At 57.9% G+C, this 15,009-nt stretch carries 8 protein-coding genes; 3 read left to right on the forward strand and 5 right to left on the reverse strand.

Annotated elements, in window-relative coordinates; translation table 11 throughout:
- Positions 1-607: 607 nt before the first annotated feature.
- From AC1TPF_RS15980 to AC1TPF_RS15995, 4 genes are read right to left on the reverse strand one after another with little or no spacing between them, the layout of a single operon-like run.
- Complete coding sequence (locus AC1TPF_RS15980; RefSeq protein WP_482144670.1) at positions 608-1,369, reverse strand: DUF6339 family protein; 762 nt, start codon at positions 1,367-1,369, stop codon at positions 608-610.
- Positions 1,366-2,259: a hypothetical protein gene (locus AC1TPF_RS15985; protein ID WP_482144671.1), complete on the reverse strand. Its 894-nt coding sequence runs from the start codon at positions 2,257-2,259 to the stop codon at positions 1,366-1,368. The genes AC1TPF_RS15980 and AC1TPF_RS15985 overlap by 4 nt, the downstream gene beginning before the upstream one ends.
- Entirely contained in the window at positions 2,259-4,079 is a 1,821-nt protein-coding gene (locus AC1TPF_RS15990; RefSeq protein WP_482144672.1) for a hypothetical protein, read from the reverse strand. Before AC1TPF_RS15990 ends, AC1TPF_RS15985 begins: the two co-directional genes overlap by 1 nt.
- A 1-nt stretch (position 4,080) precedes the next feature.
- Positions 4,081-6,027, reverse strand: a complete 1,947-nt coding sequence (locus AC1TPF_RS15995; protein ID WP_482144673.1) for a Z1 domain-containing protein — start codon at positions 6,025-6,027, stop codon at positions 4,081-4,083.
- 824 nt (positions 6,028-6,851) lie between these two features.
- Here AC1TPF_RS15995 and AC1TPF_RS16000 point away from each other — a divergent pair.
- Positions 6,852-7,976, forward strand: a complete 1,125-nt coding sequence (locus AC1TPF_RS16000; protein ID WP_482144728.1) for a DNA cytosine methyltransferase — start codon at positions 6,852-6,854, stop codon at positions 7,974-7,976.
- Positions 7,977-8,019: 43 nt separating this feature from the next.
- Here AC1TPF_RS16000 and AC1TPF_RS16005 read toward each other — a convergent pair whose 3' ends face one another.
- A complete protein-coding gene (locus AC1TPF_RS16005) occupies positions 8,020-8,505 on the reverse strand; it encodes a very short patch repair endonuclease (RefSeq protein ID WP_482144729.1) in 486 nt (161 codons plus the stop codon).
- A gap of 183 nt (positions 8,506-8,688) precedes the next feature.
- On the opposite strand from AC1TPF_RS16005, the gene AC1TPF_RS16010 reads away from it, so the two are divergent.
- Positions 8,689-13,404 carry a sacsin N-terminal ATP-binding-like domain-containing protein gene (locus AC1TPF_RS16010; protein ID WP_482144674.1) on the forward strand — a complete coding sequence of 1,572 codons (4,716 nt, stop codon included), beginning with the start codon at positions 8,689-8,691 and terminating at the stop codon, positions 13,402-13,404.
- Positions 13,401-14,924 carry a nuclease-related domain-containing DEAD/DEAH box helicase gene (locus AC1TPF_RS16015; RefSeq protein ID WP_482144675.1) on the forward strand — a complete coding sequence of 508 codons (1,524 nt, stop codon included), beginning with the start codon at positions 13,401-13,403 and terminating at the stop codon, positions 14,922-14,924. The genes AC1TPF_RS16010 and AC1TPF_RS16015 overlap by 4 nt, the downstream gene beginning before the upstream one ends.
- Positions 14,925-15,009 lie beyond the last annotated feature (85 nt).

The following is a 15,009-nucleotide window of genomic DNA, read 5'->3' on the forward strand; positions in this document are numbered from 1 at the left end:
CACAGGACAATTCGCGCCCGAACAACATTTGAAACGAACTGAGCCATGCATCCACCAACTCCACCTGCTGGCCGATCGGTATTCCGGCGGAAACGCGTTCTCGTTCCGGCGGCAATTCTCCTAGTGATCATTGTCGCTACGGCCTCCTTTTTTGCGTGGTATCACCGGAGCCAGGAGCAGATCGCCAACGCCGCGGCTGACGAGTCTCGCGTCGAGATACCGCTGGACGCAACTGAAGTTTCGGCCTCCTACGACCGCATCCGCATCCAAGGCGGTTGTTCCCGATTGTCATTCCTACTGCCGAGTCTGCGATGGCGCACGTACGTGCAGCAGTACGCCACCGAGCCATTGACACCGTCCAACTATGGCCCCACGTCAACGTGTGACGACATCCCATTCGATTGTGTCGAAGATGTCCGCGCCGATGGGCTCACAGGGTTCGTCACGAAGGACGAGGTTGACGACGGGGCTAAATATCGGTACCTCTTCATCATCCCGGAATGTGTACTCGGCCAGACACTCATATCGTGGAGCACGTTCGACGCGTAGCTCAGAGTTGCCCGCGGACAGGACATTCAGATTAAGAGTCTCTCCACACTGAAAGGCACTACTGCTCACCATCCTGGGACGCGCGCGATGCCGCTTCATGAAGCAACGCACGAACGCGATCGTCAAGCTGATCGTCCGTCAACACAGAAAAATCCATGAACGCCATCAGGCGACGAAGACGAGGGGTGGCATCCCGTAGGAGCTGTCGCCGAGCCCCCACAAGCGACCCGCCTGTCAGCACCCGCGCTATCGAACGCGCCAACGGCGTGACTCCGGCAATAGAGCGGCGTTCAGTGATTTGATTCAGATCACTCTCAGACAGCTTTCGTAGGAGTGAATAGTCGTACGCGCCATTGACATCGACAGCGAATGTTGTGGCCTGCCACCATAATCGAGAGAACATGTGCCGGGTGAGGTCGGTTGCGATCCAACGTTCGATGTTGTCTCCGCTGAACCGCCAACGCGTGATGTCTGGCATGGCTACGACCGCAAGGAACGTCCATACGCCCCTATTCGCTGCTTCGACGGCAGTGATGTCCATGATTTGATGAATCTGCTCTGCCGCAGCACGATCGAACAGAACATGATCCGAACTGCCGACCTCAGCGGGATAGCCGTACTCGCCGGCGGTCGACCGGATGGCGTCGGCCAACTTCTCGACACCGCTCTCACCAATGCGGTGGCCGCCGCTGGCCGCGTAGGTCATCTGCGGGTGCTTTATTCTTGCTGCGGCCGCCAACTCGCCTGGCTGGATCCCTTCGAGCTTGCGGTACTCGACGATTCCCGCAGCCGTACTCAACCGCGGCCATAGTTCGGTCATACGATTCTCCGCCCATATCCGATCGATCGCGCACCCGCGGTGATGGAAGTTCTGAGTTCCATCGACGCGGCGACGACAACATCAGGAGTCCACGCAGACGGCTCGTCGAGGATGCGACTGGTCAACGTACGAGCAGCGGAACCGAATGACTCACTGTCGCAGTCTTCCAACTCATCCCAGCGGGCGAGGGCCCACCGAACGATTTCGTCGACGATTCCTTCTTCCATCTCCTGGACCAGTGCCAGCTGTTCGTCCGTGTAGTTCTTTTCTTTCTGCACTGCCGCGACCAATTTCTTGTCAAGCGGGTTCAACAGCAACAGAAGCGCACCCATTGCCGGCTCGTCCGGTCCGACAGGCATCCTGAGGTGCCAGCTCGCGCCCTTGTCGATTCCAAAGAGCTCAAAATCCACGACCTCCGTCGGAAACATGGCTTCGGATCCAGTGAGGCGCAACGAGGTTTCGTCACTCCACAGGACACTGCCTGCGTGACGGGCCTCGCCCGGCAACGGACTCAACCTGTCGCGCTCGAGGATCAGGCGGCGCGTCAGTCCGATTGCCGCGCCGGCATATTGCGCATCCACCTCCATCTCGACCTCGAACTCACGATCCGACAACGGCATCCGCTTGTGCGGCCCGACCAGATAGGTATCCAGCGCACGCCATCCGAACGAGAATCCCAAGAGTGATCCATCGGTCAGATGAGCAGAAGCCCTAATTGCTTCGGGTTCAACTGTTATGGAACAACGTAGGCGCAGATCGGTTCGGTAGTCCCAGTTCTCAACCGCATCGCCGATCGGTTCCCACTCATTGTCAACCAGCCTGAACCACGGCGATGCCTTGATCAATGACTCATCCGGGACAAAGAAGGGCTTGACGTCTTTCGCCGCCATCAGTCGTCGCTTTCGGTCACGACATTCAGGCGAATCACCGCGTCCGTGGGGGGCATGACCCTTACCTTCCAAACTTTTTTGTCGCTCCGTGCCAATGTGATTCGAGCACCGACTCGCACCTCTCCGGTGTCCACGCACTCCCATCCGATTACTGTGGGCGGTTCGAGAAGACCGGGCGCCTCTATCCCACCGTCGATGACAACCACCGGGTTGGCAACGGCCGTCTTCTTTCTCGGCCAGCTCGGGAATTGAACTTTTGCCAGGATCACTGCCTTCCCGCCCTCTTGGCGAAGACTGGGTCCTTCAATTACTTTCGGATTCACAGAAGCGCGTCCTCTACCGGCAGACCCTGCTCGTCGACCCGAGCCCGAGCTCAGAGCCCCCGCACCACCACCATCGGCGCCTGAAACCAGGCCGGAGAGGCGACCGGCCAGCGGCGCAAGCGCGGCGTCCTGCCCTGCGCCCGCTTCGACCTCTGGCGCGGCCACCGTCATATTCGACTTGACGTACCTGGCCGCCAACTGCACGACGCCCAGTGCAACACCATGCAATCCGTTGGTGACCCAATCATCGTGCGTAGGCGGTTCCGCGTCAGCAAAGTAGTTGTCCGCCTCCACGCTGGACCTGAACACTCCGGCGTATTGAATGGCCGCTTCCGGATGGGGTTCGCCTTGAACATAATTGACGACCAGATCAGCCTGCCGCATTCGGGCGCAGTGCCGGGCACCGCCTTCGAACGGGGCAGCCTTCGACAGCAGATGGTTCGGCTTGAGCGGCGCCATCGCCTCGACCTTCGCGAAGCGTCCGATCTCTGTAGGTGCCTTCTTCCTCGGCGGCACATCGTATTCATTCGGCCTCGACAGCTTTCGGTACGCGTCGACAAACGGCCTGAGTTCGATGGTCGACTCGGGCGCCGGGATGTCGATGGCGAAACCTTCGAACTTCACCGAGCAACGCAGCCGATTTTTCGCGCCTTCGATCATTTTCGGCCACAGGTTCCACAGCATCGTCGACGCCAAATATTCGGCGGCCTCTTCGGGCGATCGATCCTTCTCTCCGTCCTTCGTGCGGGTCACTCCCAGGTCGACGTCGACGATCGCCACCGTTGTTCCCGTCTGACCAGGCGCAAACTTGGGCAGACCCAATTGAGAGGCAAGGGCTTCGGCATCGTCATCGATCAGCGCCTGCGCGATCGCACCGTCCTGCACTCCGAGCCAGTGACGCCCCGTGTATCGAACGCCCCCATGTTCGTAACCGTCGCCCATGGCCGCGCCGATCAATCGCCGCTGCAGCTTCCCCCGGAACATGCACTGACTGTCCGCGACGACGATGTGGCAGCGGCTCACGTTGTACAGAATTCCCTTGCCGAAGCCGTACGAGCCACCACCGAGATCGACACCTTTTCGCTCGCCGACGTTTCTGATGAACTTCACGAAGTCGGCGCGTTCGCCCTCGAGCGGTGGTTCGTCAGCGCGCAACGGCCCGCCCAGTCCGGTCGTACCTCGGTCCGCGATGGTCAGGATGCGTGATTCCCCGGCCAACGCCTGTTGGATACCCAGCGACGACCCTGCTGGTTCCGGAAGGAGGAAGCGCTTCCATCCCTCGAGGCGGTTGCCGGTGAGTCGACTGATCTTGACGTGAAAATCGACGTCACCGTCGCCTGGAAGAGCTGCATCGCAACTGTTTTGAGCAGCTTCACGGATGAGGACGGTCAGTGGATCCAGCTGTGGTTTACCCAGTTGACGACGAATACCCTCCGACGCTGTGGACCCTTCGGCCGCCACTCGCTGCGACCACCATGCGACATCGTTCACAGCCATCTCATGAATCCTCGTCCATGCCGATCAACTCGGCGATCTCGGCGTCCTCGGTTTCGATCTCAGCATCGGTCAAGTCGACACTCACATATGTCTGTGCGACGTGGCTGGTTTCGACAGCAGCGCCAGGAAATACTAGCGCCAACCCGATCACATCGGTGGCTGCGTTGAGTGGCTGGCGCGAGGCCGCATTTGCCGGCAGGGGTTCCGACCTCGGATCTATCGGGTAGAGCAAGATGAGGCCCTTCCGACGAACCGACGCGACTTTGTCGCGAGCGTCCATCAACGTGGGCTCGGTCAATTTCCGTGCTTCCGTCGCGGTCATGAAATCCACTGCACGGTGATCTTTCGACATCAATGTCTTGATATCGGCGCGCGTCGTGCCCTCATCTTTCAGCTGCGCACGGGTGATACGACCAAAATCCAGGCCGCCCAGCTTCACAGTCCCCTTGTCCGAACCCGGTTTTGCGGCCATGACCGCGAGGTTCCAATGGTCCAGTCTGCCCTGACGTCGCTGCTTTTCGACGTACTTGGTGATGAGTGCAGCGTCGAGATCCGGAGAATCCTGGTGCACCCTGTACGCGTCGAGAAAGGTCAATACGTCGTCGGCATCTATATCGCGGAATATGACTGCGCCAGAATCCAATTGTTCGGTAACTGCACCTTTTGTCCGGATGCGGGAGATGAGGCCGTCTGCAGCGTCGACGTTAGAGTGCAGCCACTCTTCGTCGTTGACGAAGAAGTATCGGGTCTGGACCCGGCGTCCCCCGTACGACGCATAGGCCGGCATGAAAGCACCCATTTTGGCGGTGATTCTCAGCGTTGGATGGGTACGGATTCGCACGCCAAACTCGGTCGGCGTGAGGTCGTCGGATTCGTATCGTTCGATATCGAGTCGGATCTCGTGCTCGACAGTTGCGAGGTGACGGAACCAGTGCTGCAGCTCCTCTGTCATCCAGATTCGCGGTAGATCTTCATAACCGTGTCGGAATCCGAACCAGCGCGCCATCTGCAACAGGGTGTCGTAGGCCTGTGCAGCGCGCACGAAGTAACTGACCGTCAGACCTTCAAGCGTTAAACCGCGGCTCAGTGTGTTGCCTCCCACCGCAATTGCGATCTGACCGGGTTTCGAATAGTCGAGTCGGTCGTCGCTTCGGAAGTTGTCGATGACCACCTTGAGGTTTGAGAGCACATCGGCCAGCTCGGCTTCTACCTTTTCAAAAGCAACAGGTTCCAGATCAAACTCGTCAGCCGTCACCTTGGCCGTTTCCTCGGTCCACAGGTTCTGTAACCGTCTCATGGTCGCCTCGTCACCGGTTCGCACCTTCTCAGCGAGACGATTGACGAAACCGATCAGCGGCGACTTGAAACTGAGGTGGATGTCGGTCTTGACCGATGTATGGATGAGCATCGTCGAATGGCCGAGATCCCCGCGTGCGCGTCGTGCTGCGGTCGCCAGGATGAACCATTCAAGCGCGTTGTCCAGCGAAGGAGGAATATGGGGTTGGAAGGCCGCTGTCGCAGCCTTTCCTTTAGGGCTGACGGCATCGACTTCGTCGGAGGGGATGACCCGAACCATGTTCGATCCGTCAAGATCGCTGCCGTTGGCCTCCTCACCTTCCACCACGTCGCGCCCGAATATCCGCTCGGTTCCGAAATATCCTTCTGGCCGTGGCAGATTGAGGATGAAGTCTCGCGGGTAGAGGTCGTCACCACGAGGATCGATCAGCACATTGGCGAACGGCGTTGCGGTGTAACCGATGTAGGTCGATTTAGGCAGCTTTGCGATAATCCCGCGGATCAGCGGATTGATCGACTTCGTTTCCACACTTGCCTGATCAGCCTCATCGTCGATGATCAAGGTGGGGACGTCAGTCAACGCCCGCTGCTTGACCGCAGGCTCCAACCACTTATCCAACCGACGGAGCACCGTGGCGTTCTTCTTGACCACGGCCAACACGACCCCGCTGTCGTCGACATGCAGTAGCGCAGCGGACGGGATCGCGAGGTTCTTGAAGTCGTCGTCGACGTTCGTCAGCAGCTTCCACTTATGCGGCGTGAGCTGCTGCAGTTGCTCGTCGAGACGCTCTTGGGTTTGTTTCCGGAGACCGTTGTGGATCCCAGACAGGACGATGACAAACCTGTAGCCGACGTCAGCCGCCTTTGCGATGACCGCAGTGAAATTGGTTGTCTTGCCGGACTGCACGTAGCCAACAACCAGTCCCTTGGCGTCCCAGCTCGGCTCGCTCGGTTTCGGGGTGTAAGCGATGACCTTGTTCGATGACCCGTCCAGCGACTCAACGCGATCATCCGGCCAATCCAGGTCCGTCTTGATGTACTTGCTCAGTGCGGGCCAGTATGTATCTGCCTCATCATTTGGACCCGCATACCAGGGGTCGCGCGGTCCGTGGATGATCGGCGGTCCAGTCTTGATGACGTTCTCGAGCAGCCGCTTGTACTCGGCTTCGTACGCAGAGAGCGTGTCCGCGTCGAGCACCCGCTTGAACTTCTTCATCGCCGATTCGAGTGAAGTCGTGCGGGCCCAGCCCGCAAAGACCTCGAAGAACTCATCTACCAAGATCGTGCCCACCTCTGTTGAACCGCCGACCCGCGCACGGCGGGTGCCTGGAGATTAACCCAGGAGCCGCCAGTCATTGTCATAACCTCCCGCAACCGGCGCCGTATTCGTTCGGCACAAATTGTGTCGACCCGCACCCGATTGAACGCTGGTCAATACCGCGCTCGGTCACAGGTGCCGGCTACGATGAGACGCAAATGGTGACCTCTGACTCTCGCGACTCGCTTGCCAGCGAAGAACTGGTTGACCTCTTCGCAGGCCCTGGCGGCTTGGACGTGGCCGCGCACTGGCTCGGGTTGCCCGTTTCTGGGGTCGAGTTGGATAAGAACGCCTGTACAACTCGCGCAGCCGCAGGTCTGCGCACCGTACAGGGTGACGTGCGCAACTACGGTCCAAAGGACTTTCCGAACGCAACGATGCTCGCCGGTGGACCTCCATGCCAGACCTACACCCTCGCTGGCGGCGGCTCGGGAAGGCGCGCGCTAGACCAAGTGATCGGCCTTGTAGACAAGATGGCCGCTCGTGAGGACGTCAAGACGACCATCGATTCTCTGGAAGACGAACGAACAGGCTTGGTCCTGGAGCCTCTCCGTTGGGCACTGGAAGCGATCGACAACGACCGCCCCTACAAGGCGATAGTCCTAGAGCAGGTGCCCGCAGTTCTTCCTGTATGGGAAGCAGTCGGCGAAGCCCTGAAGCAGTACGGGTATGGAGTCGACCACGGGATACTCCGCACCGAACAGTTCGGCGTCCCTCAAACCCGTCGTCGCGCGGTATTGATCGCCCGCCATGAGTCGACCGCAGCCCTGCCCAGGCCCACCCATCGGCCCTATCGGAAAGGCGTACCGCGGCACGATCCCGACGCGTTGTTTGATGCCCGAGACCTGAAGCCCTGGGTGACGATGGCTGACGCGCTGGGTCGGAAGAAGGGCTTCACCGTGGTGTCGAACTATGGCAGCGGTGGCGATCCGCGGAATCGTGGACGCCGAAGCTCAAACGAACCGGCAGCCACAGTGACAGGCAAGGTCATGCGCAATCGCCTCGAATTCGAAAACGGAAGATCCGGCCGCTTGACCCTGAACGAAGCCGGCCAGCTACAGACCTTCCCGCACGACTACCCCTGGTCCGGAAACGATATCGGCCAACAGATCGGGAACGCGATCCCGCCGCGACTAGCAGTCCACGTGTTAGCTGCTGCGCACGGACTATCTGTCGACTCGGTAGTCCTCAAAGCCGTTGTCGAAGCGGACTGGACCGGCTCAAAGGAAAGTTTCGCGTCACTACGTGCCGATTCACCGGGACCATCGCAAGACCAGGGGTAAGCAAGGCAACAAAAGTCCGCGTGGTGATGTCTCGATGATTCCGCTAGCAGCCGTTGTCCCCGGCCCCATCCCGCAGTCTATGACGCAGAAAACTAAGTGTTGCCGCAACGTCATCAGCAACAATTTGGGCTGACTCGTGCTCCCAGTACCTTCGGACCGTCCAACCTCGTTCCCGGAGGTTCATGTCAGTCCGACGATCACGATCCACATTTGCATCAAGCTTCCTCGCCCACCATTCACCGTTAGCAACTGGTCGCGTCGCATGGTCGGGGCATCCATGCCAAAAACAACCATCGATAAACACGGCTAGTCGCAATCGACGCCACGCAATATCTGCCGTTGCGCGAAGATCCTTCTCGAGCTTGACTTGAGTCCTGAACCTGATCCCTTTAGCGTGCAGAACACGGCGCACCTCCACCTCTGGGCCAGTGTCCCCCCGCCGTTGCCTGCTCATGCGACCTCGCACTGCCTCTGAGGAGGCCGGCGGTCGGTATGACGCAGGCGATCTCCGGGACCTATCATCCGGCATATCTAGAGAGTAGATCACCACAGGAAGGTAGGCCGAACGGACGATTGCCAACAGCCGAGATCAAGTAGTTCCAACAACATTGGCTCTGCCAGAACAGGTTTCGCAGGGACACAAACAAAATTTGAGCCGCTCTAGGCGACTCACTGGTACGTTCCGAAGACACACTTAAGGAGACCTACATTTATGACGCAATCGGCGTGGACCCCCAACACAGGCCTAGCGCAAGAGGTGGAAGGTCAATTCAACCGAGCGATTGCGTCGTATCAAGCGAATCCCAACCTGATCTCAGAGCATGCGAACCACGAGGAAACCATCCGCGTGGGCGGGTACGCCAACAGAACATTGCTTGAACTCGTCCAGAACGCCGCAGACGCGATGTCCGGCACCACTGACGACGGAACGAGTCAACACATTGGACGAGTCGAAATAATACTCGACCAAACAAACGAAACCCTCTACTGCGCGAACGCGGGCCGACCCTTCACAAAAAATGGTCTAACGGCCATCTCGCATGCTCATCTTAGCGGCAAGCGAGGTGACGAGATCGGCCGCTTCGGACTCGGATTCAAATCAGTTCTCGCAGTCACCGACGCGCCGCAGGTTTTCAGCCGGTCTGTGTCCTTTGAGTTCAACTCACAGAGCGCTCAGGCTGCGATCGCCAGCGTAGGCGCGAACGCAAGGCGACTCCCGATACTTCGTACAGCGACCTTGATGGACTCGAATGCCGAGTTCGACGCCGACCCGATCCTGGCAGGACTCGCAGAGTGGGCAGCCACAGTTATCAAGCTGCCTCGCGCGACGAACCTCGCGCGCCTTCGCACCGAGATTGAGGCATTTTCGTCGGAGTTCCTTCTATTTGTGGGCTCGGTACGAGAAGTCAGACTTCGCGTCATAGGAGAAGATGGATTCGAAACGAGCCACGTCTCCCGCGACCTCGGTGACGGCGTCCTTAAAATTGAGCGCCCTGACGGTAGCGGCGATGAATGGATCATCGACGAACAGATGCATAAACCCTCCGGAAGGGCTCGAAAAGAGGTTGGTGAAGCAGTCTCACGTAACGAAGTCAAGGTGACTGTCGCCGTGCCCGTGCGGCAGGCTCAACAGCGGGTCGGGAGATTCTGGTCGTACTTTCCGTTGCAGGACCACACTTCGGCTTCGGCCCTCTTCAACGCTCCGTGGAGTGTCAACGATGACCGCACAACTTTGCTTCGCAACGACTACAACCGAGAAATACTCAAGACGCTCTCCACGATGTTCGTGAATCTCCTACCCCGGGTCAGCACAGGCGAAGACCCTGCATCCCACCTTGACTACCTACCAGCGCGCGGACGCGAAGAGCGCTCGTTTGGCGACAACTTCCTATGCACTCATGTACCGCTCGACGCGACTCAGCTGCCGTTGATACCCGACGGAAACGGAGACCTCCATTACCCGACTGAACTCAATCCTCTCGACTTTCTAGTAGCGGCCAAAGAAACCGAACACAGATCCTGGCTCGATTCTTCGAACACCGCGAAAGACGTACCGCATTGGCGGTGCTATACCTCGCCGACCCGCTTCACAAGACTACGTCAGTTGTTCATCGCTGCCTATAATCCAGAACTAATAGCAGACGGAGCCCGTGACGAAAAACGCGCCCTTGAGCTAATGCCAAAGAGGGGGCTTCTATCCTGGCTTCGCGAGTGGGCAGACGGAAGCGACCATGAATCCGCCCTCGCCGCCTTAAAGTTTGCAATCTCTCACATAGGCCTACCCAATATTGGTCAGGCCAAAATAATCCCAACAACGGAAGGATTACGATCCCTCGACGACAAGAATCTAGTCTTCCTCGAACAAGAAGAAGGCGTTGAAATCGAGGGTTCCGTCTTTGTTGATCAGACCTTTCTCATCCAGCCCGAGGCTAAAATACTGCTTAGAAACGCAGGCTTTAGAAATCTGGACCCGACAGCAATCTTGAATGCACGCGTGTCGCGACTCTCCGCAAATTCAGACGAGGGCGAGTTGTCCGGATTTTGGGAAGCGGCCATAAAAGTTGCGCCTCATGAAGCTATCAAGATTGTTCGATCGCACCCTAGCTCAGCGGTAAAGGTACCAACTAAAGATGGTGGATGGGCTTGGCCGCAGCAAGTTTTCGATCTCGCCGAGGCACTCACCGGCGATTTCGCCTCCAATTTGTTGGATAGCAAGCGTTGCGTTCCAAAGGTGGCGCACGGACTAGGCGTCGTTCAAGAACCGATGCAGGACTACGTCTTTGAAGATGAGCCTCGTCAAGACGAATACACCACGTACATCCTGAGCATTCTAAACGAGCGCCTGGGCCCAGGGGAACGGCCAACAGAGAGAATCAACCTCTACCCAAGCAGAAGTATATCCCCAGGCCCCTTTTCGATCCTTCCAATCCTGCAAGACAGCGACGCCTCCGAACGCACTCGCGAGGAATGGACGCGAGGGCTTCTCTCGTTCGGGGACGCCATGTGGGACTGCGAGGACGTGGATACCGGCGCGAACCACCGCGTACCATCTCCCATCCGGTGGGCCGTCGACCAAGCCGGGATGATCAACACTACGCGTGGTTTTCGCAGTCCGAGTGAAGTAGTTGCCGCTTCTCTGGTTCAGTACAAAGATATCTTGCCACTATATATCGGCCCACGCGACATAGCGGACCTGCTCAACCTTCCGAACGCGCTCGAAGCCGTACCCACCGCGGTTCTTCAGGAAGCCTTAAATATTGAGCTACTGCCACCAAAAATCGCCGATGACATACTGATCGAGTTCATCCTGACTGCAAGTCAGCTTGCCTACCCCACTGCACAGCCGCCACGAATTCCCGCGCGGGTGGGTCGAGGTATCGAATCACGCTCTCCTAGCCTGGTTTACATCGCGACCACTGACGAGCAACGTCAATTCCTCTTGTCGCGGCACCGACCATGCCTTCAATCGACAGATGAGCAGGCCAGCCGCCTGATCGGGATTCTCGGCTGCCGGCGCTTCGAAGACACATTTGCATTCTCGATGCTCTTCGAGGGTCAGCAAGTTAGCGAACGAATCTTGGATCTGTTCACTGGGCTTCGATCTCTCATGGCTAGCGAGGCACTCGCGAGCGCCACCGTGACCCGCGCCGCGAAGGTCACCAAACGCGTGACCACCGAAGAAGGTGTCGAAGACCAGTCGCTTGAGTGCTATCTCGACCACACCCATCTCATTGTCCAGAACGGAATGAACGAACGGCAACTCCTGAACACTGTCAATCAAGCGTTCGACCTCCGACTCACGAACGCCCAGCTAACAAATGTGCTTCAGGCAGGCCTCGATCACAGGCTTGAGCAACTCCGACTCGAAGCAAAGACTGCAGCCACAGATTCCGAGCGTCTAGAGACTTACATCGGCGAAGACGACCTGAGGGACGAGCTTCCGAAGGGTTTGTGGCAAGCCCTCGAGGCTCAAAATTTGGTCAACACCGGAACATCGGTAGGAAACCTCTATCTCACAGTTTATGGATCCGATTCGATCAAGTTTCTTGCGGAGACCTTCAGACAAATCGGATTTCCAGATGTTCCGACCACTTGGGCTGGCGGAGCTGCCACTATCACATGGTTACGGAAGATGGGTTTCGCGTCGGAATACGCCGGACGTCGTGTCCAGCGGCAGGATGCCGAATTCGTCGTTCCAGGCGCAACGGAGCTAAGTGAACTGCATGATTTTCAAAAGGGCATCAGTCGGCGGCTTCGGGGAGTGCTTATCGAACGCGATGAACACGGACGAGCGCTTAAGGCGATGGTCGAGCTCCCCACCGGCTCGGGCAAGACGCGAGTCGCTACCGAAACGGTCCTGAGACTCTTTGTTGATGGTGAGCTACGGGGGCCCGTACTGTGGATAGCCCAATCGCAGGAGTTATGCGAGCAGGCCGTACAGACGTGGAGTGAAGTCTGGCGTGGGCTCCGAGATGAACGCCCGCTCACTGTCGGCCGGCTCTGGGAGAGCAATGACGTACATGAACCTGATACGGAGTTCAGCGCAATTGTCGCAACGGACGCAAAACTCGACGTAATACTCGACAGCCCGGAATATGAGTGGCTCCGCAATTGCTCGGCTGTAATTATCGATGAGGGTCATACTGCAGGAAGTTCCGAACGTTATACCCGTATCCTGACGTGGCTTGGCGTCGCCGGACGAGGCTGGGCTCGCCCACTCGTTGGGTTGTCGGCGACGCCTTTCAAAGGCACATCCGAGTCCGGAACCAAGAGGCTCGCCAGCCGATTCGGCAATCTTAAGCTTAAGGCTTTTGATGGCAACGCCTATCAGGAGCTCGCTAATCGTGGAGTACTCGCGCGAGTTCGCCATGAGGTACTCACGGGCGTCGACGTTCAAATGAGTGCGAACGAGCGTTCTGAGGCAACGAAGATGCGGCGAATAAATGCAAACGTCCTAGATCGTATTGGCCAGGACCATTCGCGCATGTCAATTCTTGTCGACCACATCATGCGCTTGGACCCAAAGTGGCCAGTACTCGTGTTCACTCCAAGCGTGCTATCGGCCCAGGTGTTGGCCGCCACATTACGGTATCGCAACGTGGAAGCAGCATCGGTCAGCGGTCAAACCGGACGCCAGCAACGCCGGGATGTGATCAACATGTTCAAGGACGGAAAGATCCAAGTCCTCACAAACTGCGACTTGCTTATACAGGGGTTTGACGCACCAGGGGTTCGGGCCTTGTACATCGCTCGACCGACGTTCAGCCCAAACGCTTACATCCAAATGGCTGGTCGCGGGCTCCGAGGCCCCGAAAACGGAGGCAAGGAGGAATGTCTAATAGTTGATATGGCCGACAACTTCGGTGACATCAACAACCTTCTCGGGTACCGAGCATATGAAGATCTTTGGCAGGAGCAGCAAGCGTGATCCTAAATCCCGATCTTCGAGACATTCAGCGACATGCGAAGAGCGATGCAGAGAAGCGAGTCGCAAGTCTACTTAAACAGATAGACGGCCCGCCCGACGCAGTTGCATTCTATTCGGTGAACCTGCGCTCACACTCGTACAAACAACAGGCTGAGGCGGACTTCGTCGTTCTATGGCGCGGTGTCGTAATCGTCGTGGAAGTAAAAGGGGGCGGCGTCAAGCGACACGACGGTGTCTGGTGGTCGATTGACCGACGAAGCGACTGGCATAGGTTGACCACTTCACCGATGGAACAGAGCCGATCCGCGATGTACGCCCTCAGAGACATATTGCAGGTAGACGGCGTTGGCTGGTTTGCTCACGAAGCGGTGGTCATAACCCCCGATATCGACGCACCGCCTCGATCAGTCGAATGGAAAGATTCCCACTGGCTCGCAAAGGATGACATGAGTATCGCTGCACTGGAGCGTGCGCTCACGGACGTTGCCGCCGGGGCAAGGACCGCGCCGACCAGCACCAAGATTGCCCGAGCGAAAGACCTCCGGGAACGCCTCTTCGGCGAGTTCACCAGAATGCCGTCAATCGATGCCCAACGAGGCGCGGTGCTCGAAGAGCAGAATCGAGCAACCGAGGAGCAGGCACGAGTCCTCGCTTCGCTCGCGAGGAATCAGCACATGTTGGTCCTGGGCGGAGCGGGAACTGGGAAGTCTCTCGTGCTGGCTGAGTCTGCGAAACAAGAATCGGTCGCGGGACGATCAGTCCTAATCACATTTCAATCCCCAGCGCTGGCAGGATTTTTCAAGCCCCTAATAGACGGTAGGAACATCGACATAATTCCATTCGATGAATTGAAGTCTGACACGAAATACGACGCGGTGCTGGTGGATGAGGCACAGGATCTGATGACAGCCGAAGCGATGGATCAGGTAGATGCCGTGATAGCTGGCGGGCGCCGAAACGGCCGGTGGCGGATCTTTCTCGATCCAAACAATCAGGCTCACGTCGACGGACGTTTCGATCAAGACGTTTACGAGTTGGTCGCTGCAGAGGCCCCGTCCTTCGACCTGACCAGAAATGTTCGGAACACGAGAGCAATCGTGCACGTGGTGCAGCAGTATCTTGGCGCTGACGTCGGTGACCCCGGAATAGTTCATGGCGAGAAGATTGAATGGCACTGGTCACACGGGTCAGCCGATGTTGCCGAAGCGGCCGACATTGCTCGCAACCTTATCGACTCCGGAGTTCGAAAAGCAGGAATCTGGATAGTCAGTGTCAGATCCAACTCGGAACCCACTTCGACCACTGACGGAATTGTCGTCACGAGCCCTCGGTGCGTAAAGGGTCTCGAAGCGGAACACGTTATCGTCTGCGATCTCCCGGCAGAGTACGACGATGCTGGCGTCGCAGCCTTCTATGTCGCCGTGACTCGTGCTCGGGTGTCGCTCCATATCCTTGCATCTAGAAAAGAGGACAGAATCCGACTTCAAGATCTCGCGCGACTGCAGGGGACGCTCAAGTGAGTCTCACGGACGAACAAGAGACCGCGCTTCGACATATACGAGCCGCATACTTGGGCCCAGAGAATGGAGAGACCGAAGTATTATA

Source organism: Williamsia sp. Y853 (assembly GCF_056786495.1).

Coding starts and splice junctions, on each gene's coding strand:
- AC1TPF_RS15980 (WP_482144670.1), bottom strand. CDS start 1,369: ATGACCGAACTATGGCCGCGGTTGAGTACGGCTGCGGGAATCGTCGAG.
- AC1TPF_RS15985 (WP_482144671.1), bottom strand. CDS start 2,259: ATGGCGGCGAAAGACGTCAAGCCCTTCTTTGTCCCGGATGAGTCATTG.
- AC1TPF_RS16010 (WP_482144674.1), top strand. CDS start 8,689: ATGACGCAATCGGCGTGGACCCCCAACACAGGCCTAGCGCAAGAGGTG.
- AC1TPF_RS16005 (WP_482144729.1), bottom strand. CDS start 8,505: ATGCCGGATGATAGGTCCCGGAGATCGCCTGCGTCATACCGACCGCCG.
- AC1TPF_RS16000 (WP_482144728.1), top strand. CDS start 6,852: ATGGTGACCTCTGACTCTCGCGACTCGCTTGCCAGCGAAGAACTGGTT.
- AC1TPF_RS15990 (WP_482144672.1), bottom strand. CDS start 4,079: ATGGCTGTGAACGATGTCGCATGGTGGTCGCAGCGAGTGGCGGCCGAA.